The organism is Pseudomonas sp. PA-7-1E, assembly GCF_021605325.1.
GTDB classification, from domain to species: Bacteria; Pseudomonadota; Gammaproteobacteria; order Pseudomonadales; family Pseudomonadaceae; genus Aquipseudomonas; species Aquipseudomonas fluorescens_BV.
Window position 1 is genome coordinate 102313 of the sequence record NZ_WKFA01000015.1, and the last position, 25622, is coordinate 127934.

The 25622-nt window shown below is 59.9% G+C and carries 19 protein-coding genes; 4 read left to right on the forward strand and 15 right to left on the reverse strand.

The window, feature by feature from the left end:
• Positions 1–5: 5 nt before the first annotated feature.
• Both efeO and efeU read right to left on the reverse strand, forming a co-directional pair.
• Entirely contained in the window at positions 6–1208 is a 1203-nt protein-coding gene (gene efeO / locus GIW79_RS12840) for an iron uptake system protein EfeO (protein ID WP_236452713.1), read from the reverse strand.
• Positions 1209–1218: 10 nt separating this feature from the next.
• Entirely contained in the window at positions 1219–2064 is an 846-nt protein-coding gene (gene efeU, locus GIW79_RS12845; protein WP_034127362.1) for an iron uptake transporter permease EfeU, read from the reverse strand.
• Between the two features lie 168 nt (positions 2065–2232).
• Between efeU and GIW79_RS12850 the strand changes: the two genes are divergently transcribed.
• From GIW79_RS12850 to GIW79_RS12860, 3 genes are all read left to right on the forward strand, one after another.
• Entirely contained in the window at positions 2233–3246 is a 1014-nt protein-coding gene (locus GIW79_RS12850; RefSeq protein ID WP_054895923.1) for an AraC family transcriptional regulator, read from the forward strand.
• A gap of 303 nt (positions 3247–3549) precedes the next feature.
• Positions 3550–6951, forward strand: a complete 3402-nt coding sequence (locus GIW79_RS12855; RefSeq protein ID WP_236452716.1) for a hypothetical protein — start codon at positions 3550–3552, stop codon at positions 6949–6951.
• Between the two features lie 322 nt (positions 6952–7273).
• Positions 7274–7657: a hypothetical protein gene (locus tag GIW79_RS12860; RefSeq protein ID WP_236452718.1), complete on the forward strand. Its 384-nt coding sequence runs from the start codon at positions 7274–7276 to the stop codon at positions 7655–7657.
• 64 nt (positions 7658–7721) lie between these two features.
• Here the strand turns inward: GIW79_RS12860 and GIW79_RS12865 are convergent, their stop codons facing one another.
• The 5 genes from GIW79_RS12865 to GIW79_RS12885 all read right to left on the reverse strand — a co-directional run bounded on the left by GIW79_RS12865 (position 7722) and on the right by GIW79_RS12885 (position 15427).
• On the reverse strand, positions 7722–8246 hold the full coding sequence (locus GIW79_RS12865) for a hypothetical protein (RefSeq protein WP_236452720.1): 525 nt from the start codon (positions 8244–8246) through the stop codon (positions 7722–7724).
• A gap of 218 nt (positions 8247–8464) precedes the next feature.
• Positions 8465–9880, reverse strand: coding sequence for an efflux transporter outer membrane subunit (locus tag GIW79_RS12870; protein ID WP_236452723.1), 1416 nt, complete (start codon positions 9878–9880; stop codon positions 8465–8467).
• Positions 9877–13056: an efflux RND transporter permease subunit gene (locus GIW79_RS12875; protein ID WP_034127367.1), complete on the reverse strand. Its 3180-nt coding sequence runs from the start codon at positions 13054–13056 to the stop codon at positions 9877–9879. Before GIW79_RS12875 ends, GIW79_RS12870 begins: the two co-directional genes overlap by 4 nt.
• Before the next feature lie 15 nt (positions 13057–13071).
• Positions 13072–14313, reverse strand: coding sequence for a multidrug efflux RND transporter periplasmic adaptor subunit MexE (gene mexE, locus GIW79_RS12880; protein ID WP_038452140.1), 1242 nt, complete (start codon positions 14311–14313; stop codon positions 13072–13074).
• A gap of 217 nt (positions 14314–14530) precedes the next feature.
• Positions 14531–15427 (reverse strand): LysR substrate-binding domain-containing protein, encoded by an 897-nt coding sequence (locus tag GIW79_RS12885; protein ID WP_236452727.1) that lies wholly within the window; start codon positions 15425–15427, stop codon positions 14531–14533.
• Between the two features lie 103 nt (positions 15428–15530).
• On the opposite strand from GIW79_RS12885, the gene GIW79_RS12890 reads away from it, so the two are divergent.
• Positions 15531–16808 carry a DUF2254 domain-containing protein gene (locus GIW79_RS12890; protein WP_072448588.1) on the forward strand — a complete coding sequence of 426 codons (1278 nt, stop codon included), beginning with the start codon at positions 15531–15533 and terminating at the stop codon, positions 16806–16808.
• 27 nt (positions 16809–16835) lie between these two features.
• Here the strand turns inward: GIW79_RS12890 and GIW79_RS12895 are convergent, their stop codons facing one another.
• The 8 genes from GIW79_RS12895 to oxdA form a co-directional block, all read right to left on the reverse strand.
• A complete protein-coding gene (locus GIW79_RS12895; protein ID WP_034127369.1) occupies positions 16836–17417 on the reverse strand; it encodes a TetR/AcrR family transcriptional regulator in 582 nt (193 codons plus the stop codon).
• Positions 17414–19054, reverse strand: coding sequence for an AMP-binding protein (locus GIW79_RS12900; RefSeq protein WP_236452739.1), 1641 nt, complete (start codon positions 19052–19054; stop codon positions 17414–17416). Before GIW79_RS12900 ends, GIW79_RS12895 begins: the two co-directional genes overlap by 4 nt.
• A 70-nt stretch (positions 19055–19124) precedes the next feature.
• On the reverse strand, positions 19125–20369 hold the full coding sequence (locus tag GIW79_RS12905) for a GTP-binding protein (RefSeq protein WP_181125259.1): 1245 nt from the start codon (positions 20367–20369) through the stop codon (positions 19125–19127).
• On the reverse strand, positions 20366–21022 hold the full coding sequence (gene nthB / locus GIW79_RS12910) for a nitrile hydratase subunit beta (protein ID WP_236452742.1): 657 nt from the start codon (positions 21020–21022) through the stop codon (positions 20366–20368). Before nthB ends, GIW79_RS12905 begins: the two co-directional genes overlap by 4 nt.
• 41 nt (positions 21023–21063) lie before the next feature.
• Positions 21064–21657, reverse strand: a complete 594-nt coding sequence (gene nthA, locus GIW79_RS12915; protein WP_236452745.1) for a nitrile hydratase subunit alpha — start codon at positions 21655–21657, stop codon at positions 21064–21066.
• A 75-nt stretch (positions 21658–21732) separates the two neighbouring features.
• Complete coding sequence (locus tag GIW79_RS12920) at positions 21733–23247, reverse strand: amidase (RefSeq protein ID WP_057977313.1); 1515 nt, start codon at positions 23245–23247, stop codon at positions 21733–21735.
• Positions 23248–23417: 170 nt separating this feature from the next.
• Entirely contained in the window at positions 23418–24284 is an 867-nt protein-coding gene (locus GIW79_RS12925; RefSeq protein ID WP_072448579.1) for a transporter, read from the reverse strand.
• 82 nt (positions 24285–24366) lie between these two features.
• On the reverse strand, positions 24367–25425 hold the full coding sequence (gene oxdA, locus GIW79_RS12930; RefSeq protein ID WP_236452747.1) for an aliphatic aldoxime dehydratase: 1059 nt from the start codon (positions 25423–25425) through the stop codon (positions 24367–24369).
• Between the last annotated feature and the right edge of the window lie 197 nt (positions 25426–25622).

Sequence of the window (25622 nt, forward strand, 5' to 3'; positions counted from 1 at the left end):
CGTCTTCACTGCAGGCCGGAAAGGCCAAGGGCGGGGTCGATTCCATCGAGTGCAACGGCCAGTGCCTTGGCCTTGTCGCCGATCTGCTTGCGCTGATCGGCTGTAACCTTGTCGTAGCTGGGGTAGCGGTCATTCACCTTGAGCCCGTCGAGTTCGCTGTCGAAGGCGTTGAGCGCGCTGTCGATAGCGGGCAACAGGTCGGCGGCGGACTTGACCAGCAACGGGCGCATCAGGTCGACCACCTTGTGCGCGACCTGCTGATTGGCGGCAAAGCCGTTCAAGTCGATGTGGCTGTAGCGTTCCTCTTCACCGCTCGCCGCCCGCACGTCCGCCAGGCTGTTGAGGTTGCGGACCACGATGCTCACCAGTTGCTCCGGGGGCAGGGACTGGGCCAGTAATTGCTGCTTGAGCGTGGTGACGTCGGTAACCAGGCGTTGGGCGACCGGCGCGAGGCCATCAAGGCTGTGTTGTTGGAATAGGCTGTATTCGAGGCGGTGGAAGCCGCTGAAGGCGGGGTCCTGTTCGCGCTGTTCAAAATAATCGGCGCGGGCATTGATCGCGTTATCCAATTCGGCCAGACGCTGAGACGCCGGCGCCAGGCGCTGATACGCCTCGCGCGCCGGTACATACAGCGCCTGGGCCTGGGCCAGGTCGCCGGCGGCGATGGCCTGTTGCAGGACCGTTACAGCCTTGACCAGCGCACCGCCTTGGCTGCTCAGGTACACGCGAAACTCCGACAACGGGCCGATAAAGGCCACCATCGACGGCTTGGCCTTGGCCTGGGCGTCAGACTCTGCCGTGGGCGTGACATGCAAGGTGCCGCGAGGGTTGCTCAGCAGGCCACAGGTAATGGCGTAGTCGCCGGGCAGCAGGTTGGCGTTGATCACTTGGCTCAGGCCTGGGGCGATGTTTTCCCGCTCTTCGACCACCAGCACGCCGTCGAGGATTTCCCACTCCACCGCGCGGTCGGAGCGGTTGATGATGCGAAAGCTGGCATGTCCTGCTGGTACCGTCAGGGCGTTGGGTTCGCAGGCGTGGCCGTGGATGGTCACCGCGATTTCATTGTGGTTGGTCTGGCGCTTGCCGGCGGCCAATTGCGAGGCGTAGTAGAACAGGCCTCCGGCGGCGATCATCACCACCACCGAGCCGGCCACGCCCCAGCGCAAGGCGCGGGACGGCGGGGCCGATTGAGGGGTTGGGTTGGACAAGAGACGGTCCTTACTGGCTGGAAACGGAAGAGGTATTGGCAACGGGCTGGGTAGGGGCCGCGGGCAGGAAGAACATCACCAGGGCCACCACCAGGTAAATCAGATAGGCGCCCAGGGTGCTCACGGTCGGCGCCTCCTGGTAACCGAACATACCGGCCAGTACCGAACCGAGCGGGCTGTCCATGGGCAACGCAGCGCTGAAGTCGAATAGCACGGTCTGCCAGTGATTCCACACGCCGGCTTCATGCAGGGCTTGCACCGAATTGGCGAGAATGCCGGCCGCGACCACCAGGATGAACAGGCCGGTCCAGCGGAAAAACGCACTGAGGTTCAGGCGCATGCTGCCGGAATAAATCAGCAAACCCACGACAATGGCCAGGGCCAGGCCAAGCAGGGCGCCCACCGGAGCGCCCGGACCTTCGCTTTGCTGGAACACGGCCAACAGGAAGAACACAGTCTCCAGCCCTTCGCGGGCCACGGCGAAGAACACCATGGCGATCAAGGCGAACACCTGATGCCTGGAGCCGGCGAGCGCATGATCGAGGGATTCATGCAGCGAGTGTTTAATCGAGCGCGCCACTTTGCGCATCCAGAACACCATGGAACTGAGGATGCCCACGGCCACCAGACCGACGACACCTTCAAACAATTCCTGCTGCTTTTGCGGGAATTCCGCACTGACCAACTCCAGGCCGCCGCCCACCAGCAGCGCCAGCGCTGCCGCCAGGAACACGCCGATCCACACTGCAGGCATCCACTGGCCACGCCCGGTCTGTTGCAGGTAACTGGCGATAATGCCAACGATTAATGCCGCTTCAATGCCTTCGCGCAGCATGATTAAAAAAGGAACGAGCATCGGGCACCCGGGCACAACTAGTTAGGGAGCTAAGTTGTAACATAATGATACTCATTGCTAAACAAGAAATATTGACCTTTGCTGAACGTGGGCTGAACGGTGGTGGCGAAGCGCAACCGCCTTTATGATGCAGACCACCCAGACTGCAGCCGGACAGTTCAACGCCCCATGTCGGAAAAAGACACTATCTCCATCCACCTTGTGCGCGAAGCGCTGTTGCACAGTTGCGCGCCGGGAGCGGCCACCGTTGAGGCATTGAGCAAAGTCGGGATTGACCCGGCGTTGCTTGAGCAGCCCGACGCTCGCGTGGCGGCCACGGCCTATGCACGTCTGTGGCGCTTGCTGGCGCGGCGCAGGGACGATGAGTTTTTTGGCATGGACCCACGCACACTCAAGTCCGGTAGCCTGGCGTTCCTGTGTCGCGCCTCCATGGCGCAACCCAGCCTGGCGGCCGGCCTGGAAACCGGCTTGGGGTTTCTCTCGTTGATGCTTGAGCATCTTCCGGCCCAACTGGTTCGCCAGCAGAGTCTGGCGGAGATTGTCCTGCTCGAACCTGATGAGCCAAAACGCGCTTTTACCTATTTCACCTATTGGATGATCGTCCACGGCGTCGCCTGCTGGCTGGCGGGGCGGCGCATCCCGATCCTCGCCATTGAACTGCGTTGCGCGCAGCCGGACTTCTGTGACGATTACCGGGTGATGTTTTCTGACAACCTGCGCTTTGACCGACCACGCACACGCATGATTTTTTCAGCCGATTGTCTCGACCTGCCGATCAAGCGCAGTCCGGAAGAACTCAAGCGCTTCCTTGCCCGTGCGCCGGCCAACATCCTGGTCAAATACCGCGATCCCGAAAGCCTCGCCACCCGCATCAAGCACGACCTGCGCCAGATGCCGCCCCATACCTGGCCTGAAACCGAGGGCCTTGCGGCCAGCTTGTGCATTTCCGCTTCCACCCTGCGCCGCCGCCTGGCAGAGGAGGGGCAGACTTATCAGGGGCTCAAAGACGGTGTACGCAAGGAGCTGGCGATTGTGTGGCTGGCTGAACCGCAGATCAGTTTTGCCGAGATTGCGTCGCGGTTGGGGTTTGCCGATACCAGTTCGTTCTACAAGGCGTTCCGCAAGTGGTCCGGGTCCAATCCGGGGCACTTGCGCAGCCTGATTCTGCGCGACGCGAGTTGAGTCGGCGGCATTTAGCGTAGCGAAAGGTCTGGCTTGCGCCTCGTCTTTTTCCTATGGAGCCAGCGCAGACCTTCTCTCAGTCTGGAAACCCTTATTGAACGCTGGGTCATGGACGTGTTATCAAAAGTTCCTGCAGCAATACCTCTTCTCTCTTCAGCGCGTTTCGGTCCCCCACCTTTTGTTACCCCCCCTGAGGTCTCGTCATCGTGGGTTGCCGGGTCGGATCCCGCGCAACACAGATTCACTCAAGGCGAGGCGGACGCGATTGACCGGCAAGCCTGGTTGACCGTCTTGGAGCGCAGTGTGCTCGATAAGGCTGACTATGCCTTCGTCGACCTGGCGAACCTGCGGTTTAACCTGGCACCCCGTCCTGGCGCCGTCGACAAAGACACCACCGCGCTGGCGTTTCTGCAACAACGTTTTCCAGGGCTGAGTGGTGAAAACCTGCCGCGAACGGCCGCGCAGGTGCGTAACCTGATCAATTGGCAGCGTCTTGGGCTACCATCGAGCCCTGCCTTGGGCAACTACACCTGGGCATCTGCGCAGGCACCGGAGCCAGGCCACCCAAGCCTGAGCCTTGACGAACGCCAACGCTTGGTCGAGGCGTTAAGAACCTATGTCGGCGACGGCATCCTCACCAGCATGAACGTGACCACGCAAAACATGGATGATCAGATCACTCGGCATCTGAGTAGCCATGCACCGCTCAATCGCTATCGGCAGAACACATTGCTGGCTGCGATTGGGCGTGATCCTGCCGGGTTTTCAAACGACCAGCGCAACCAATTGCTGCTGACTGCCCTGATGTTGAGCATTGACCCCGAGCTGGGGCAGCGTAGAAACCATATCGCAGGTTATGACCTGTACTCACCGGCTAACGCCGGGCGTACCCTGGCAGAAGTCAAGGGCGACTTGAAGGCGCATCTGATGCGCAATGGGCGCGTGCGGCCCGAGGCGGTGGATGCCACTGTGCATATCATGCTGGCCAGTGTCGCTCCAGAGTTTGTGCTGCCAGACACGCCGGATACATTGCGCATCGGCTCTCCTGCCTGGGTGGTACTCAGGAAAACTGTCGCGTTGCTGGAGGAGTCAGCAGAGGGCTCCAGCCGCACCCTCACCTATGACCAAGTGCTGGAGCGCGCCATCCTCCAGGCCCAGACGCCGGAGCAAGCGGTGTTGTTTCATGCCATCGAAACAGAACCGCTGCTTGATTGGGCAACCATGCACGGGGTCATCGCTCGGCGAGCGGACGATCAGTACACCACCCAAGACCTGCAAGTCGCGGCGACAAAATACAACGACTATATCGAGAGCTCTCATCAGGCCCTTGTAACACTGAGCACCCCGATAAAAGACCGGCGAGCGCGAGCGCAGGCTGACCTCGAACGCGTGCTTCCGGGGCACGATCTGAACGAACCGATGCATACCGTGGCGTACCGGTTTCCCCAGTTGCTGTCTAATATGGTGCCCGGGTTACCCTGGTTGCAGCGCAGTCTCGGCTTTAAGGAAAGCCTGGTTGACCTGCACATGAGCGGCAATCTCAAGTACGGTGAATTTGCCTCGACCAAGCTTGTGGATATGACTGGCGCCACGTTGTTCAAAGATGAATATGACCCCAGGCTGGCTTCCCTGCGGGTGCACTTCACGAGGTTGAAACATTCCGGGCAGTCCCTTGCCGAGGCTGTCAAGGGTGATACCGAGCGTTTTCAAAAGGCCGTCTCCACGGGCCTGAAAGACATTCTCAGCAAAATGCCCTACGCGGACCGGCAGGCACTGGCCACTCAGGAACTGACCTTCTATCGAGTCGAGGCCGAGTCCATTAATGGCGCAGGTACTTCCATAACAGATGCCGATGAGCAACTCCAGGCGGTGAGGGGGCGCTATGGCTTCCTGATCGGCGTCGGGCAGGGCAAAGATGCCAAGTGTTATGAGTTTTTTCCCATGAGCGGGACCTATGTCGAACGGCACGACTTCAAGGCGATGTTGGACAAAGGCGAGGCAATCGTCCCGCGGTTGTGGGTGACCCGTATGAAGTCCCACGTGGACGGTCCACGGGCGGGGGCATCCGAGGTGCAGATCAGGGCATTGCGCGAAACACTGCCCGCGGCGACATCTTCACAAACGCTGGCACCGCTTGGTTTTTTTTCGGAGCGGGCCAATGCGATTGCTGACTACGTAGCCCAACGCAATCTGGTGCTGGATCCCGAACAACTCCTCACTACCGCAATGGGGCAAACGGCCTCGGAGCGTTTCCAGGATCGGGTCAAACGGGTCAGTAAAACACTTGTAAATACATTGATTCCCTTCAAGGCTTGCTACGACGACATTGTCTCCGGGCACGTCAAAAAAGATCTGAGAGCGTTGACAGGGTGCGCCACCGACGTTGCGGTAGCCATTACTGTCGTCGCAGGAGGTGCAGCGGAGGGGGCTGCAGCGTTCGATAAGGCGCAAACCGGCTTTTCCAGGCTGGCGGCGGCTACCCGGGCGGTGGGGACAGTCACCAACGGTTTGCTCAATCCATTCGCCGGCCTCTCTGAACCTCTGCTCAAAGCCGCCAAGTGGGTAGGAAGCCGCCTGTATCGGCTTGGAGAGAAGTCCCAGAGCGTGGTGCGCGCCGCTTGGAAAGCGCAACTCGAAGAACAACGGGTCGGGCGCGTTCGGCAAATGCGCCGCGACTCGCTAAAAAGCACAGAAAAGCCGCAGGAAGAGCGCCCGGTGGAGACGCAACCGAACGAAGGCAAGGTCAAGCCAGGGCCGAGAGCCACACGCGCGGAGGTCAAGGAACTCATCGAGCGTTCGCAGCCGCTGATGGTGTCCAAGGTGGACGATGCACTTAAAGCGCTAGCAGACCCTGCGCTGACTGAAGACGTGGACTTTGTGCTCAAGAGCTTCCAGGGCATTAGACCTGATCACGCACGAAAACTGATGACCTCTCGCCTTACACGGCTCAAGACCAACGCTCAAGCGCTGACCACCAGAAACATAAAGTTCATGCGCTCCCGGGACCAACGATGGGTGGCGCAGGTCATCCCGGAAGATTTCAAGGTCGATAAGACGGGGAAATTCATGGAGGTCAACATCGATGGTGCCAAGCGCTATTACCAGCATTTCGGCTCCCACGAAGGCGCTATGAGCAACGCGTTGATTCATGAATTGGACCACCTGCCAGGCCCTGTGAGCCGAGGTACGCTTGATCTCGCCTACCTCACGCGGTTGAGAACAGATGAAGAAAATGCGGCAGGTTTGCTCAACCTGGCCAACGGGCATACCGACCCTGCAGTGTTGGTCCTGCCAGGTGAAGATGCACCAGTCCTTGTGGGCAAGACGGGCGTCAACATGTATGGCTCCCGCGCCGGCAATCTCAACGCGGAGTCCACGATGACCAGTGTTGCCCTGCTGTCTCAGCTCAAGACAGACCCCAACTTGTTCAAGCAGAACCGCGCGATAATTGAAGCCGCGCAGGCGGCTTTTGGGGAATTACCGATCACCGATCAGGTACCCATAAGAATCGTCAGCAAACGCTCTGCGCGCGCCCCCGCGCCAGGGTTGATCTACGCGATGGACCAGGGCTCCAGGAAGCTGATCGGAGTTTACCGATTAATGCAGCAGCCTCCCGGTACAGTGCTTCCCGAGCGCCCGCCCACGCATCAGCCGGCACGTGACCAGGCGTTCAAGGCCTATGTGCAAGAGCACTTGGTATTTTAAAAAAGGTTCTTTTTAGAATGGGCGGCCAGGACGGCACCTGACTTGCGTGAAAGTGGCGTTACAGGCGGGATTAGGAAATAACTGACAGCGCCCTTCGCTTGAGTATGACAGACCCTGCCTTATTGTTTTTAGGAAGTGGCTGGCATATCCGGAACAAAAAATCGTGCACAGTTTTAATGGTGATCCTACGCGGCCGCTACAGACGCTTTTGGGTAGAGGGGTCACAGTACTTAACTGTGAGGGCGTTGCTATAGCTGAATGAGCACGTGGCGTGATGACCTTCATGCGTTAAGTTTTCAATCCATAATGTGATGGTGAACTTATGAAGCGTTTAATTGCGTTACCCTTTAGTGCGTTGATGGTGGTGTCTGTTCAGGTGTCTGCGCTTTGCTTGAATATTTCAGAGAGCTTCACCGGGATAATCGGGCCTGGAGGTGATAGTGTCGCCCATGGTCCCTTCACGATAAGTGGTGCGAACGGTTGCTCCGGCGCAAATATAAATGCCATGGTTTCCGCTGGCGGTGCAGGGAGAAGTCCTCAGATTTATATTGATCAAGAGGTCGGTAGTTCCTGGAAAACCGTCGCTGGTAACGCGATTTCAGCCAATACTTCCTGGTTAGGAACTTTAGGTACCTATCGAGTGAGGCTTCACAACCCGGATGGGGAATCAAAGTCCTATTCGGGTACCGTTAGATACGGCCGCTGACCCATAGATAAATAAGGTGTGCCAGAGGTTCTGGCACACTTCGATTTGGGTTTCTGCGTCGGGATCAAGCATGCTCTTCGACTGACAGATCATTTTTCGAAGAGTTCGAGAAGTACGCCAACGCATTAATAGCGCGATTAGCATCCACCATCCCTTTTATGTATTCAGGAATGCCTTGCGATCGCCCCACGCTTGGGTTGCTTTTAACAAAGTCAAGGTAATCATCCAGCTTTTCGTTGAATAGGGCGATTGCGTTGAATTTTACCTGTGTGTTTGTTTGTTTTCCGTTGGCATCAAATGCACCATCTCCAAATGTGAATACGCCGAAAGCGTTTGCATCAATGATATTGCTCTCGTACAACCGCCTTCCGACCACTTTTAGCTCGTCAGTGCTAATAGATGTCATGTCATAGCCCTTTAAAAACTGCTTCAGGTCAGCAAGATGCGTTTGCTGCCACACTCGCAGTTCATCAACGGCTTTGGACTCTTCAGTAAAAGTAAACGTGTTCGTCGTTTTCTCTGGGTTTTTGATGACAAAAGCATCTGCCTGCTTAGAAAGCGCATTGGGCATTACCACTCTCATATCCATGCTCGTCTCCTTATAGGATGAAAGGTTCACCCTGCTATCGACCCCTTGCGACAGATATTTAACCTGTTTGAATATTTGGGAAACTTCTTTCAGATAAGTATTACACGTAGGCCAAATTGATTGATCCGCTAATGCCAGGCTAAAAAAAAGCCCCGCGACCGAATGGATCGCAGGGCTAAAAATTGGCTGGATGCGACCAACCAAAGGAGCTCTTTACATCACTTGCTGCTAGCCACCACTGTATCCGGCTGCCAACCACCCCCAAGGGCCTTGTAGATTGCGACGATGCCGCGATACAGGTCGACTTCGGCCTGGGCCTGGGCGTCTTCGGCGGCCAGGCGTTCGCGCTGGGCGTCGAGCAGGACCAGGAAGTCCACGGTGCCTTCGCGGTAGCGGATCGCCGCAAGGTCGGCGGCGGCGCGGCTGGATTCGCTTTGGCGGATCAGCGAGACCAAACGTTGCTGGCGCTTGCCGTAGTCGCTGAAGGCGTTTTCAGACTCTTCCAATGCCAGCAACACTTGCTGTTCATAGGTCGCCAGTGCGCCATCGGCTTCGGCATTCGCGCCACGCAAACGCGCGCGTACGCTGCCCAGGTCAAACGCGGCCCAAGTGATGCTCGGCCCTAGAGACCAGGCATTCGCGGCGGCCGAGCCGATCTGCGAACCGCGCCCGGCGGTGAAGCCGAGGAAACCGCTGAGGCTCACCCGTGGGAACAGGTCGGCCTTGGCCACGCCGATACGTGCGGTGGCGGCGGCCAGTTTGCGTTCGGCGCTGAGGATGTCCGGGCGCCGTTGCAGCAGTTGCCCTGGGTCGCCAATCGGCAACGCCTTGGCAATCGCTGGCAAGTCTTTCGGGCTCAGGTCCACGCTCAGCTTGTCGGGGCGCTGGCCGAGGAGGGTGGCGATGCGGTTGCGCTCGCGCACTTGTTCAGCCTGCAGTTGCGGCACGCTGGCTTCCACCGCCGCCAGGCGCGCATCGGCACGTTCCACGTCGAGCTGATCACCCACGCCAGCATCACGCAAGCTGACGGTGATGGCACGCGACTTCTGCTGGTTCTTCAGGTTGTCCAGGGCAATACGTTCGCGCAGTTGCGCACCGCGCAGTTGGCCGTAGGCATCCACCAGCTCGGCAATCATGGTGACTTGCAGCTGGTACAGGTCGGCTTCGGCCACCTGTTGGTCGGCGTCACTGGCTTCCAGGTTGCGGCGGATACGTCCGAACAAATCCACTTCCCAGGCCATGTCCAGGCCCAGGTCGTAGCGCTCGCTGTTGACGCGTTTGGTGGTCTGGCCAGGAATCTGGCCCTTGCCCACATCGCTGCTGGCGCGGGAGGTGACCACCGGCATGATGTCGTTGGCCGCATCATCACGGATGGCCCGTGCCGCCCGCAGACGGGCGAAGGCCACGCGCAGGTCGCGGTTGCCGCTCAGGGACTGGGTCACCAGTTGGTTGAGGGTCGGGTCGTCGAACTGCTGCCACCAGATGCCTTCGTATTTGGCGTGGTCGTAGCTCTTGGTGTCGGCGGCGGCCGTGATATTGGCCGCCTCCAGTTGCTGGGTCTTGTAGTCCGGGCCTACGGCACAGGCGGCGAGCGCCAGCACCAACAGGCTCGGCAGGAATACTTTCACACTCATTGCTGTGTCTCCAGCTTCAAGGCCTTGGCCGCTTTGCGCGCTTCACTGCGCTCGACATAGCGACGGATCAGTACGTAGAACACTGGTGTCAGCAACAGACCGAAGAAGGTCACACCGATCATCCCGGAGAACACCGCCACGCCCATGGCATGGCGCATCTCGGCGCCGGCACCGCTGGAGAGCACCAACGGCACCACACCCATGATGAACGCGAACGAGGTCATCAGGATCGGCCGCAGACGCAGGCGGCAGGCTTCCAGTACCGCGGCGAGCGGATCGAGGCCTTCCTGCTGTTTATCCTTGGCAAATTCGACGATCAGAATCGCGTTCTTGCACGCCAGGCCCACCAGTACGATCAGGCCGATCTGGGTGAAGATGTTGTTGTCGCCGCCCGAGATGATTACCCCGGTAATGGCCGACAGCAGCGTCATCGGTACGATCAGGATCACCGCCAGCGGCAGGCTCCAGCTTTCGTATTGGGCGGCGAGCACCAGGAACGCCAGCAGTACGCAGAGCGGGAACACGAACAGCGCAGTATTGCCCGAGAGGATTTGCTGATAGGTCAGGTCGGTCCACTCGTAGGTCATGCCGTTGGGCAGTTCATCTTTGAGCAGTTTTTCAATCGCGGCCTGGGCCTGGCCGGAGCTGTAGCCCGGCGCGGCGTTGCCGTTGATTTCTGCGGTGATGAAGCCGTTGTAGTGCATGACGCGGTCCGGGCCCGAGGTGTCGCTGACCTTGATAAAGGTCGCCAGCGGGATCATCTCGCCTTTGTTGTTACGCACTTTCAGTTGGCCGATCTGGTCAGAGTCCTGGCGGAACTGTTGCTCGGCCTGCACGTTGACCTGGTAGGTACGCCCGAAGCGGTTGAAGTCGTTGGCATACAACGAGCCCAGGTAGACCTGCAGCGTGTCGAAGATGTCGCTGATCGCCACGCCGTGGGTCTTGGCCTTTTCGCGGTCAATGGCGGCGTCGACTTGCGGCACGTTCACTGTGTAGCTGGTGAACAGGCCGAACAGTTCAGGCACGCCGTGGCTCTTGGCGATCACGTTCTGCACTTCTTTGTACAGCTCGTCATAGCCGAGGTTGCCACGGTCTTCGATCTGCAGACGGAACCCGCCGATGGTGCCCAGGCCTTGTACCGGCGGCGGCGGGAAGATCGCCATGTAGGCTTCTTCGATATTGGCGTATTGGCCGTTCAGTGCACCGGCAATCGCACCGGCAGACATGCTTGGGTCTTTGCGCTCATCAAAGGGCTTCAAGGTTACGAACACGATGCCGCTGTTCGGGCTGTTGGTGAACCCGTTGATCGACAGGCCCGGGAAGGCAATTGCGGCTTCCACGCCGGGTTGTTTAAGGGCGATCTCCGACATGCGCTTCATCACGTTTTCGGTGCGGTCCAGGCTCGCAGCGTCGGGCAGTTGGGCGAAGGCCACCAGGTATTGCTTGTCCTGGGCCGGTACGAAACCGGTCGGCGTGTGGGCAAAGCCGAAGAACGTCAGCACCATCAAACCCGCGTAGACGAACAAGGCAATACCGCTGCCGCGAATCACACGGCGCACGGTGCCTACATAGCCATGGCTGGCCTTTTCGAAAAAGCGGTTGAAGGGACGGAACAGCCATCCCCCGAAGACCTTGTCGAGGAACTTGGAGAAGCGGTCCTTCGGCGCGTCGTGACCGCGCAGCAGCACAGCGGCCAGGGCAGGGGACAGGGTCAGGGAGTTGAACGCCGAGATCACGGTTGAGATCGCGATGGTCAAGGCGAACTGCTTGTAGAACTGCCCGGTCAAGCCACTGATAAAGGCGGCTGGAATGAACACCGCACACAGCACCAGCGCCGTGGCGATGATCGGGCCGGTAACCTCGCTCATGGCTTTTTCGGTCGCCGGGAACGGCTCCAGGCCCAGTTCGATATTACGCTCGACGTTCTCCACCACCACGATGGCGTCGTCCACCACGATACCGATGGCCAGCACCAGGCCAAACAATGACAGGGCGTTGAGCGAGAACCCGAACAGGTGCATCACCGCAAAGGTACCGATCAAGGATACCGGCACCGCCACCAATGGAATGATCGAGGCGCGCCAGGTCTGCAGGAACAGAATCACCACCAGCACCACGAGGATCAGTGCTTCAAACAGGGTATGCACCACCGCTTCGATGGAACCGCGCACAAAGATAGTCGGGTCATAGGCGATGCGGTAATCCATGCCCGCCGGGAAGCTCTTTTTCAGCTCGGCCATTTTGCTGCGTACATCGTTGGAGATGTCGATGGCATTGGAGCCTGGACGCTGGAAAATCGGAATCGCAACGGCGGGCTGGTTATCAATCAACGAGCGTAGCGCGTATTGGCTGGAGCCCAGTTCGACCCTGGCGATGTCCTTGAGGCGGGTGATTTCACCGTTGGCGCCGGCACGAATCACAATGTTCTCGAACTCTTCCTCGGTGACCAGGCGGCCCTGGGTATTGACCGACAACTGGAAGCTTGTGTCACTCGGCGCAGGCTGGGCGCCCAGGGCACCGGCTGCCACCTGGCGGTTCTGCTCGCGGATCGCCGTAACCACATCGGTGGCGGTCAGGTTGCGTGAGGCGGTCTTGTTCGGGTCCAGCCACACGCGCAGGGAGTAGTCGCCCATGCCGAACAACTGCACGTCACCGACGCCGCCCAGGCGGGCCAGTTCGTCCTTGATATTGAGGATCGCGTAGTTGGACAGGTACAACATGTCATAACGCTGATCCGGGGAGGTCAAGTGCACCACCATGGTCAGGTCGGGGGAGGCCTTGTCCACGGTAATACCGATGCGCGTCACTTCCTCCGGCAGCTTGGGCTGGGTGCGCGTCACACGGTTTTGCACCTGCACCTGCGCGTTGTCCAGGTCGGTGCCCAGGGCGAAGGTGATGGTCAGGGTCAGCTTGCCGTCGGCGGTGGACTGCGAGGACATGTACAGCATGTTCTCGACACCAGTGATGGCTTGCTCCAACGGCGCGGCCACGGTTTCACCGATGACTTTAGGGTTGGCACCCGGGAAGTTGGCGCGCACTACCACGGTCGGCGGCACCACCTCCGGGTATTCGCTGATCGGCAGTTGGAACAGCGAGATTGCGCCGGCGATCAGGATCAACAGCGACAGCACCGCTGCAAAGATCGGCCGTGAAATGAAGAACTTGGAAAAATTCATCTTGAGTTGTATCCCTTAACCGCGTGGAGTCGCGACGCTTGCGAGCTTGGGCGCGGGTTTTTCCGGCGCCACTTGCTCCAGGTTGCTGGCTTCAAGCGCTTGTCGTTGTTGGGCCAAGGCGGCGAGGGTTTCCTTGCTGGCCATCGGGATGGTTTCCGGTGCGACCGGCGAGCCTGGGCGTACACGCTGCAGGCCCTTGACGATCACGGTGTCGTCCTTGGTCAGGCCGCTGCGCACGATGCGCAAACCTTCGATTTTCGGCCCCAGTTCCACCGCGCGATAAGCCGGCTTGTCGCCGTCCATCACCAGCACGAATTTCTTGCCCAGGTCAGTGCCGACGGCTTCGTCATTGATCAACACCGCCGAATAGGTGCCGCTGCCGACCAGCTTCAAGCGCGCATACAAGCCAGGGGTGTATTCGCCCTTGCTGTTGTCGAACACCGCACGGCCACGGATGGTGCCGGTGGCCGGGTTGACCTGGTTGTCGACGAAGTTCATCTGGCCCAGGTGCGGGTTGCCGGTTTCGTTGGACAGGCCCAGGTACACAGGGGTGGTTGCGCCGCGCCGGCCTTCACGGGCCAGTTCGGTGTACTTGAGGAACACGCGCTCATCGGCATCGAAGTAGGCATAGACCTTGTCGGTGGAGACCACGCTGGTGAGCGCAGTGGTATCGGCAGTCACCAGGTTGCCGGCGGTGATTTCGGCACGGCTGACGCGGCCACTGATGGGCGAGGTCACGCGGGTGAAGCTCAGGTTCAGCTTGGCCAGGTCCAACTGCGCCTGGATCCCGGCCATCGCGGCACGGGCTTCCTGGGCGGCGGTGGTGCGCGAGTCGGCCAGTTCGGCGGAGATCGCATTGCTCTGGCGCAGGCGTTCGCCGCGTTGTGCTTCGTTTTCGCTGCGGGTGGCGGCGGCTTTGGTCTGAGCCAGTTGGGCCTCCAGGCGGCGTACTTCGGCCTGGAACGGGCGCGGGTCGATCTGGAACAGCAGGTCGCCTTTCTTGACCAAAGCGCCTTCAGTAAAAGCGACTTGGTCAATCTGGCCGGACACCCGAGGACGAATCTGCACGGTTTCCGGCGCTTCAAGGCGCCCGGTGAACTCGTCCCACTCGTTGACCGGCTGTTCCAGCACCTTGGCCACGCTGACCTTGGCAGGAGGCATGGCGGCCGCTTGTTCCGGGGACTTGCCGCACGCGCTCATCACCACCACGGCCAAGATCGCCAAGGGGAAGCGCAAAAGTTTGAGTGACTGTTCCATGAGGTGCATCCGCCAATGTATTTGAGATGGGCGGATCATGCGCGGGGAGGTGCTAGGTCACGAATCGAATGAAGCAAAGGTAACTATCATTCGGAATGATATAAGCGCGGAGTCAGCCCTCTAGCATGGGGGTTTTGTTAGGGAGCTATCAATGTGATTGATGACAAAAGACTGTTGCTGAGGGTGCAAGGAACTTTCCCAGCAATCCATGGGAGCATCACGGCGCCTCAAACGCGTCGCCCAGAAAGTCGATCAAGGACCGCACCGACGGCATCAGCCCACGCCTGGAGGGGAACACGGCGGTGATCACGCCTTCAGCGGGTTGCCATTCAGGCAATACGGCAATCAAGCGGCCATCGGCCAGTTCGTCTTTCACGACTACCTGCGGCAGGTTGGCGATGCCCACGCCCGCCAGTGCTGCGTTTTTCAGGGTCGACATATCATCGCTGACCAGGCGTGGCGTGTGCGCGACCTGGGCCGTCGCGCCGTCCGGCCCGGTCAGGTCCCACAGGTACGCAAGCAACGGGTTGCCCCAATGGATCGTCGCCAGCCCGGCAAGGTCAGCCGGTAGCGAGGGCAGGGGAGCGTCCTGCAAAAAAGTCGCGCTCGCCACCAGTACCTGAGGACTTTTAGCCAGTACCTTCATGACCAGCTCACTGCTTTCCAGCGGCGGGAAACACAGGTTCAAGGCCATGTCATAGCCTTCGCTGATGATGTCGACCTTGCGGTTGAAGCTTTTCACGTTCAGTTCGACGCTGGCGCATTGCGCCATGAATTGGGCGAGCATCGGCGCCACCCAGTAGTTGAGCAGCGCAGTGGTGCAACTCAAGCGGATCACGCCCCGCGGCTCTGATTTGTTGAAGGCAATCACATCTTCGGCCGACTCGGCTTCGGCAATCATCGCCACGCAATGGCGGTAATAGGCCTGGCCGATATCGGTGACCTGGAACTGGCGCGTCGAACGCTGTATCAGCCGCGCCCCCAGCCTGGCTTCAAGCTGGCTGACTCTGCGGCTCAAGGTCGATTTGGGCAGGTTCAGCGCACGGCCCGCCGCCGCAAAGCCGCCGTACTCGACCACCTTGGCGTAGAGGAAGAGTTCGTTGAGGTCGAACATGGGCAGTGTTCCATTTTTGAGATGACCAAGATTAATTCAACTTAGCCAGTATCGACAGCCATGTACACTCCGTTCAAATCGACGCAGTCACCGAGGGCACCACATGATCGACCGTTTGCGCTGGGCAACCCATCGTCTCACCAAGCGATTGTGGTTCAGAGCCTCCTTGTTCTCGCTTCTAGGGGTCGCTACGGCACTGCTTGCCGTTGTGTTCAAAGACTTCGTTCCCGAGTCCCTGCCCACGCGCATCGGTGCAGATGCGGTGGACAAGATTCTGGGCATCATTGCGTCCAGCATGCTGGCCGTCACGACCTTTTCTTTGAGCACGATGGTCACCGCGTACGGTGCCGCAAGTAGTGGTGTGACCCCGCGAGCCACCACTTTGGTGATGGAAGACACTACGACGCAAAACGCCCTCGCTACGTTTATTGGCTCATTTCTTTTCAGCCTGGTAGGCATCATTGCCCTGAGCACCGGCGCCTACGGCGCGCAGGGTCGCGTGCTGCTGTTCGCGGTGACCATCGCCGTGGTTGTACTGGTGGTCTACACCCTGCTGCGGTGGATCGACCATTTGTCCAAGCTCGGCAGGGTAGGAGAAACCATCGACCGCGTCGAAAAAGCGGCCATGGCGGCCATCAGCCAACGCGCCCAATGGCCCTGCCTCGGCGCTGCAGCCTACCCGACCGATCACGCTCTGGCCCCCGGCGCAATGACCATCGAAAGTGAGCAGACGGGCTATGTGCAGCATATCGACGTGTTGGCCTTGGGCGCTATCGCGCAGCATGACTGCACGCATATTTACCTGGAGGTGGTGCCGGGAACCTTCGTACACGAAGGCATGCCACTGTTGCACGTGGTCAGCCTGGGCACCAGGCAAGACGATGGCACACAGGCCACCAGGGAAAAGATCCTGTCTACGCTGACCATCGGTAACCGTCGCACATTCGAACACGATCCCCGTTTCGGCCTCTGCGTCCTCTCTGAAATCGCTTCGCGCGCGTTGTCACCTGCCGTCAACGATCCAGGTACCGCTATTGATGTGATTGGTCGGGGAGTGAGAACGTTGACATGCTGGGGTAAGCCCGGCGGGTCTGGCCGGCAGACAGATCAGCAGTGTGAGCAGGTATTTGTTCGAGGGCTGAACGTCGATGATCTGTTTGAGGATTTCTTCGCCCCGATCAGCAGAGACGGTGCAGGTGTGTTCGAAGTGGATGCTCGCCTGTTGAAAGCCCTTATCAGCCTTGCCGAAATAAACCCTGTTCTGTTCAAAACGGCGTGCCTTAGGCAGGCGGACCAACTCATCACACGCGCGCATGCAACACTGACACTGCAGCATGAGAAGGAGCGACTAAGCGCCTTGGCCAAGGCGATAGGCGTGTAGGAGGCTACTGGGCCTGCGCAGCGGCACTCAAGGTAGGGAATTAATGGCCTTTATGACCGCATCGGCGATGGTCTTTGTAATAAGCCGACGCTGACAGTTATCAATCGTCGGGCTCAGCCATGTGGGCAGGCTGTTCAGTACGGGCAAAATCGCCGTGAGCGCCCCCTCACGCAACGGCCCGCCGGGCTGATGGCCCTGCTGGCCGATCACCTTCATGAGTTGCGACTCATAGGCTCGCCTCAATCGCTCAACGCTCGCCTGCATCGGAGCGCCCAGGCAATTGGCGTCCATGACCGCTAACTTGAAGTGCCCGGTCATCTGTTCATGCAATTGAAGATGGCCTTCGATCAGTGTTGTCAGACGTTGTGCCGGCGTCAATCTACGGGTGTTGATCCGGTCGACGTGCGACAAGAGCGCCTGATACAGCTCTATCAGCCACTCATACAACATGGCTTCCTTGCTCTCTACATGGTGATAAATTGCTCCCGGGCTGATGCCAACATGCGCTGCCAATTCGCGCATGCTGACCTGGCTGAAACTACGCTCCTTGAACAGCTCCAGGGCTCTGCGCTGAAACTCCGAGCGGCTGAGCGCGAGAGCCGTCCTCATGTGTCGAGTGCCTGCTGCTTGGCAATTTCCTGGTTGCGCAGTATGAACCGCTGCAACTTACCACTGGGGGTCTTGGGCAGTTGCTCGACGAACTCGATTTCCCGTGGGTACGCATGCGCAGCCAGGCGCTGTCGGACATGCAGGCGCAAGACTTCTGCCAACTCGACACTGGGCAGGTACTCACGATTGAGCACGACAAACGCCTTGATCAGTTCGGTGCGTTGCGGGTCGGGCTTGCCGATCACCGCGGTTTCGACGACTGCCGGATGTTCGACGAGCGCGCTCTCCACATCGAAAGGCCCCACGCGGTAGCCGGACGTGGTGATCACATCGTCGTTACGGCCGACAAAGCTGATACTGGCGTCCTCATTGAGCTCCACGATATCGCCGCTCAAGTAATAACGGCCCACAAACGCCTTGGTGGGCATGTGAAGGTAGCCATTGAACCAGCACAGGGGCGAGCGCTCGCGATCCACCGCCAGTACGCCCGGCTGGCCTGTCGGCAACTCCCTTTGCGCATCGTCCAGCACGACAATCCGGTACCCCGGCACCGCATAACCGGCAGAACCCTCGCGGACCCGATGGCGTAACCCATGGTGATTGCACAGCACCATGCCGATTTCGGTTTGGCCGTAATGATCGTGAATGACCACGCCGAGCTGTTCGGCGAACCAACGGATGACTTGTGGGTTGAGCGGTTCGCCGGCGCTGCTGACGACACGCAGTTGGCCACGTACGGCGTCGGCGAACTCGGCCCCGGCGTCAATCAACAGGCGAAAGGCCGTAGGCGAGCCGGCCAGGTTGCTGATCCCGTACTTGGCGATAATCCGGCTGGTGCTTTGCGTGGTGAAAGGGCCGTCATGGAACAGCGTAGCCCGGCCGCACGCCAGTGGCCCGGTCACTGCGTAATACAAGCCATAGGCCCAGCCGGGGTCGGCGAGGTTCCAGAAACGGTCGTCTTCGCGCAGGTCGATTGAATCGCGCATATAACTTTTGAAGGCAAGGATGGCGCTCAAAGGCACCTCCAGCGGCTTGGCCGGCCCTGTGGTGCCCGAGGTGCACATCAGCAGGAACGGCGCACGGGCGTCCAGCAGCTCAGGTGTGCAGTCGGGTTGTTGATGTTCCAGCACATCCCAAAACGCGTAGTCGCTGGGACGCCGTGAGGTGGCGTCGGTCACGATGACGTGGGGGCAGTCGAAGAGCTCGTCCAGCTTGGGACGATTGTGGGCGTCGGTCACGATCCAGCGCGCGTTGGAACAGTCCAGTCGCTGTTCAATGGCCTTGGGGCCGAACGCGGTAAAGAGTGGTTGGTAGACCGCCCCGATGCGCCAGGTTCCCAAGATGGCAATCACCAGTTCAACCGTGCGTGGCATCAGGCCGGCAACCCGATCCCCCGGCTGCACGCCATGGGCTCGCAGGAAGTTGCCGAAGCGCGCCGCGTGCGCCTGCAGTTCGCTGAAGGTGTGCTGCGTGGCGTGGCCATCGCGCGTTTCACAATACAACGCCACGCCATTGACATGGGCATGCCGGTCGCAGCATTCAATGCAGGCATTCAAGGCGCCGGGTTCGCCGTGCAAGTCCCGGGCAGCCAGCTGTAGATAATCGAAGGATGAGACTGCTGAGTCGTAATCGCGCATAACGTACCTGATTATTATTGTTGGAATATGTGCTTTGCCCACGCAGGCTGCGCGGCCACCTCTACCTCGGTCAAATGGGGTCAGCCTGCAAGGACGGCGTCGGCGCCGATAAGGCCAGGGAGTCAAACGTTGTCGCCCCCGGCAGGGCTTGCCAGGCCGAGGGGCCAGCGGCGATTTCCTGAGCGCTCAGCAGGCAATTGTCGAGTGCGCGCTGCAGTGCCTGGGTGTCCAGGCCCTGGCCGATAAAGACCAGCTCTTGCCGGCAATCGCCGACAATGCTGTCCCACTTGGCCATGATGTTCTGCAACCGATATTCATCCAGCGGCCATTGCGCCTGCTCGATGAAGTTCCACCAGTGCCCGACGTAGTCCCATTGGAATTGCCTGCCGCTTTGCACCAGCAGGCCGGTTTCCAAGTGCCTGCTGGCGAGCCAGAAGTAACCTTTGCTGCGCAACAGTCGCCCGTTTCGCCAGGGCTGCTGGAGAAAATCGAGTAATCGCTGTGGGTGAAAAGGGGCACGCTCGCGGTACACCCAGGAGGTCACGCCATAGGTGTCCGATTCAGAGGCCGGTGCGTCGTCGGCCTGCATTTTTTTCATCCAGCCGGGCGAGGCCACAAGGCTGGGCAAATCAAACAGGTGAGTACCGAGGACGGCGGATAACTCCACGTTACCCTGAGTCATCGGTATGATCCGCGCGCTCGGGTTAAGGCCGGCGAGGATCGCATGCACGGCCTGGTAGCCGGGCTCGTCGATCAGGTCCAGTTTGTTGACGAGAATGACGTTGGCGTATTCCACTTGCTCGATCAGCAGGTCGGTCAGGTGGCGCGTGGGTGCGTCGTCGCGGTCCACGATGTCCGGCGATTCGAGCAATGCCTCAAAGCGACTGCCATCGACCACCGTCACCAACGTATCGAGCCGCGCCAGTTCGCTTAGGCTGAAGCCCTGCGCGTCGAGGAAGGCGAACGTCTCGGCAACCGGCATCGGCTCGGAAATCCCCGTGGACTCGATCAACAAGTAGTCGAAACGTTGCTGGCGTGCCAGGGCGCTGATCTGCTCGAGCAAATCGGCGCGCAGCGTGCAGCAGATGCAGCCATTGCTCATCTCGATCAACTCATCGCGGCCCCGGTGCAGCGCTACGTCGTGCCGCACCTGCTCGGCATCGATGTTGACCTCGCTCATATCATTGACGATGACCGCTACGCGCAGGCCGTCGCGATTGCGCAGGATATGGTTGAGGAGGGTGGTTTTGCCGGCGCCGAGGAAGCCGGAAAGCACCGTCACCGGCAGTCGGCCTGCCAAGGCACCGTCCATCATGCGTTCACCGTGCCATCGGCGTGGTCCAGGTAGCTTTCGAACAGGTCGACCACCACGAACCCCTCATCTGCTGCATCGCCCCAGAGATCTTTCACGCGAAACTCGACGTGGTAGGTCGGCTGATGCGTCGCGCTCAGATCGCCGTGGCCGATAGCGTCAGGGAAGGGCCACTTTTGCGCGGTGCGGTGCACAACCACGCCTTCTTTGCCGCGCACGTAGGCCGGCATGCGGGTATGCCCGGCCACATACTCGTTGCGCACCACCACCCGGTCGCCCACTTCAAAGGGCGGGCGGCCGCTGATCGCCGGGCGCCCGCTGGCATGCGCGGGGTTCGCCAGCTTGAAGTGCGAACCCAGGGCCTGGTCGAGTTCCGCCTGGGTGATCACACCGGTTTCGACCAACAGGGTGGCGGTCGCGATGACATAGCGTTCGTAGTATTGGGTGCCGACATGTTGGCGCACGTCGAGGCGCTCCACGGCATGGCGAACTTCGTCCACGCTGAACTTTTTCAAGTGATCGGCACCGACAAACATCAGGCTGTAGGCCAGGTGTTCCCAGTCCTGCTTGAACACGGGTTGGTAGCTCAGGCTGTTGATGGTGTGAGGGATTTTGCCAAAGCCTTGAAACCCACCGAGATCGTGAAAGCCATCCATTGTGAATACCTCTGAAAAATGCAAAAAACAAAGGGCACCGTTTACGCCACGTAAGGCAGCGCCACGCCGATAAGGACATCCTTGGTGATCAGTTTTCGCAGGGCCTCTTCATCCATGGATTCGCTGCCCTTGGGCCGTACAGGCAGCACCAGATAGCGGGTTTCGGCGCTGGTGTCCCACACCTTGACGATGACGTCGGCCGGCAGCTCGGTGCCCAGCTCCCGCAGGACGGTGCGCCCTTCGCGCACCAGTCGGGCGCGGAACTCGAAGCCCTTGTACCACTCCGGCGGCAAACCCAGGACAGGCCAGTTGGTGCAGGAGCACAGGCTGCACACAATCACGTTTTTCACGCTGGGCGTGTCTGGCAGTGCAACAATGTATTCACCCTGCGGGCCGGTATAGCCAAATTGGGCGCACGCCGCGGTGCCGTCTTTGAGCAGCAGTTCGTGAAACTGCGGGTCCACCCAGGCTCTGGCGACCACTTGAGCCCCGTTCTCCGGGCTCCATTGGTGTGCCATCAGCTGTGTCATGTGGTCGATGTAACCGTCGGGGATCAGATCCTTCTGTTTGAGCACTTGCAGTAGCGCTTGCGCGCGTTCTCCCGGTGTTGATGTGGTTGCTTCATGTGCGCTCATAAGTTGACTCCTCATCGTTGAGTTTCTGGGCAGCGCCTGGCGGCTTGTTCTTTTTGCGTTGCCCGGGTTTACCGGCTAACAGTTTTTCCAGTCAACCGACGCCTCGAACGCTGCGCCAGCCTGGTAAATCGTGCCTTCGGCATAGTGCTTGCTGACCAGCATCATCCCGACAGGTAAACCGTCTACCAGACCACAGGGAATCGACATGGCCGGATGCCCGGTGATGTCCTGGGCAGAGGCATTGCCGATCATTTCCAGTGCACGGGCCACGTACTCGGTAATCGAGCAACCCGGCTGCGGGTGGGGCTGGGCGATGATCGGGACGGTGGGCATCACCAGCAGGTCATACCGCGCCAACGCGGCGTCATACCCGGCACGTGCCACGCGCCTGAGGTTTTGTGCCTTGGCGTAGAAACGTCCGTTGTAGCGTTCCAGACCGTATTGCCCGACGAACATGCACAGCTTGAGAGAGGCGGACAGGTCATTGGCCTGATCGCGCCATCCGGCTTGCTGGTCCAGCAACCCGAGGTCATACAGCCCTTGCCAGTTAAAACCGGCCCCATTGCCGTGCATCATCTGCATCATCAAGCCTTCACAGCCGATGGGGTGCCATAGCGAACCGGCAATGCTGTGCTCAGGCACCGACACCTCCTCGACCTGCGCGCCCAGCCGCGAAAACGCTGCAATGGCTTGACGTACGCAAGAGGCCACACGTGGGTCCTGGTTGGCCAGTTCAAAACCTTCGCGCAGGATGCCGATCCTCAGCCCGCTGACACCGCGTTCCAGGTAATCGCTGTAAGCGTCGACCTGCGGCGCGGCTTGTCGCGGATCGAGCCCATCGGCGCCGGCCATGACTTCCAGCATCAAGGCGTTGTCGCGCACGTTTGCGGTAATGGGGCCGGCGTGATCGATAGTCGCTTCGATGGCCATGATGCCGGTGTAGGGCACCAGTCCGTGGGTCGGCTTCATGCCGTAAGTGCCGCAGAAGGCGGAAGGGATGCGGATTGACCCGCCCTGGTCACCGCCGACTGCCAGGTCGACCTCGCCGGCGGCAACCAGTGCTGCGCTGCCGGAAGACGAGCCTCCCGAGGCAAAGCCCTGGCGAAAGGGGTTGTGCACCGGTGCAGGATCGGAGGTGTGGCTGCCGCCGGACAGGCAGTAGTGTTCGCACGTTGCCTTGCCGAGGATGGTCGCGCCGGCATCCAGCAAGCGCGTGACAACCGTGGCATCGAAGGCGGGAACGAAGCCTTCAAGCGGCTTGGCACCATTCATCATGGGGACGCCAGCCAGTGAAATATTGTCCTTGAGGGCGACCGTTTTACCCGCCAGCTTGCCTTCGCGCGCACCGTTGACTTCGGTGCGGAAGTACCAGGCGTTGAGCGGGTTGTGTGCGGCCGAGGGACGATAGCCCGAGCTGCGTTCATAACGGACCGGCGGGATGAAGTCCGGCAGCTCGTCAACCAGGTCATATGCGTCGAAGCTTGCCTGCATAAGCGCCAGGTATTCATCGGCTTGCTTTGCACTGAGTTGCATGTGCAGGCTGCTCGAAATAGCCAATAGCTGTTCAAGGGTGGGGCGAGCGATTGCCATGGTTGGGCTGTCCTTATCGTAAGTGGCCGAAAAGCACTGCGTGCTCAATATCAGCGAGCCTGGGGCTCAAGATAGTCCGCGCATCCAGCCGGCGGCTTGGTTGAGAAAGACATCGACTTGGTTGAGCCGGACACCCAGGCGCCAAGGGCGCGCGGTCGCAGTTTCTGGCGTTAAAAAATGTGCGCGTAGCGCAGGTTCATGCGGAAGTCTTCGCGGGTGCCGTTGTCCACCGAGAGGTCTTTGCCCAATTGCAGTTGCACCTGGTCGGTGGGGCTGACGAACTTGGTGGCGGTGAGACGCAAGTTGGTGGTGCCTAGTTCGTTGTCCTGATTGACATGCTCGACGTTTGTCTCGCCACCCCAGGTACGCCCCAAGCCAATACCAAAGGTGGTGGTGGCGTCCGGCATGTAACGCCCCATGATCTGCGCTGCGTAGGACACGTCCTGCTTCATGCGGTCGGCATTTGCACCGTAATCCGTATTGTCGCCATACCAGGTCGCGCCGCCGACCAGGTCCATCGCCCATTTCTCTGTGAAGTGCTTGACGTAGGCGCTCTGCAGTTCGAATTTCCAGCGGTTCTCCCCTAGGTTAAGCGCGTCGTCCTTGTCATACGTCCCCGAAGGCACATACACATAGGGGGCGATACTGAGGGTGTCGCGGGCTTCGTTGAACCGCCATTTCACCGGCGCGGTGAGGATCAAGTCGCCCACGCCTCGAGTACTGCCCAGTGCTGAGGCGTCACCTGCGCCGGAGACGTGCCCGAAAGGCAAGAGGAATTGCGGGTCGATAGTGACTGTGTCGCTGAGCGCATACACATGGAGCAGACGCAGGATGCCAACGTCGGAGGTCACCCTGAAGTCAGAGCTGACCTTGTGTCCGTTGGCGTAAGCCGAGTCCGTAGTGGCGTGCTGATAATAAATCGCACCGATAGTGGCGCCGACTGGATATTGCTCGTAATCGCCAGGCGCGACTTCACCCGCGTTGGCGTGGAGGGCGGGCAACAGGGTTGAGAGAGTCAGCAGGTGGATCTTGTTCATTGTTTATTCCTCGCACAGGGGACCGGGCCACCCGTGAAGGGTGGCAGGCGGTAGAAGCCGGGTTGTTAAACGCCGCGGGCGCTCAGGCTGTGGGCGGCAAGGCGTCGCGCAACATGCCGGTTTGCGAGTGACAGTTGATGTACTCGAAGACCTGGCTCTTGGCGTCGGACACGGACACCTCGTGGTACAGCCTCAACTTCTTCAAACCCGCGGCCACGCGAAAGAACGTCACGAAAATACGCAGGTGGGTAGGGTGGGATTCAGCCCAGCGTTCGAGTTTCTCCACCGAGCGCCAGTGACCGATGTTGTAGCTCAGGTCGAGAACGTTGCCGTCCAGGTCGATATTGCGCACGAACCTGTTGCTGTAGCAGCCCAGCGGCTGACCGTTGTCACGCAGGAAGTCCATGCCGTCCTGCAACGTCGGTAAAATTTCGTCGAGGTAGAGGGAGCGCTCCTCTGCCTGGGCATCCGCCCAGTCCTGGCCTGAACGAATCAGTGTGAGGTTGTCGTGCCCCAGCACCACGACGCGTCCGCCCTTGGCGGGGTCGCCCGCGACCACTTGCAGCTCGCTCGTGGGCTTCATCCAGTCGGTCTGGGAGATCGGGAAACGGTCGCGCATCGAGCCCCAATAGCCGTGCTCTTCGATCTCGCCACTGGTGGCATCCATGACTGCGCCGACACCGGGCAGGTTTTCCTGGAAGGCGTATAGCGTCTCGAACTGCTCGGCGCGTGGCGCGGTGATTTCGCGGAAGTAACCCAGGCCTTCACCCAGGCGATCCGGTGAACTCCACCAGTCATTCACCTGGGGTGAGCGCAACCAGCGGCAATGGGCGGCAGGGTCTTTCCAGTACCCGACCACAATCAGATTATCAAAGCCGCTGCTGTCGGTGTGCTGGGTCAAATCGTAGTTCTGCGGGCCCTCTGCCAGGCTGAAACTGCCGACGATGTGGCGCATAGCCTGCAAGGCCGCCTCGCGCTGGGCATCTCCTTGATATTGCACGCCCAGATAAGCCATCACCACTTGTTGCAGTTGCTCATCGACGCGCGCCACCCACATCGGGAACGGCGGTTGGTACTCTTCGGGTACACGGCGGGACAGGGTGCGTGGGCATTTCAGATGTGTGTCGATTGCAGATTCCATCTTGAGCTCCTCGTTATTTTCGTTCAGGCCTACGGGTGGGCGTCATCGCGTCGGCGGCAGGGGGCGCTTGGCGACCTGCCGTCGGTGCAGTAGCTGCATGGCCCCCCATTCAATCAACCAATAAGCCGACTCCTCAGGCGCGAGGTCGCGCCGTTGCAGAAGCCAGGAGGAATCAGCCAGTCGTGGTGCAGAGTGTC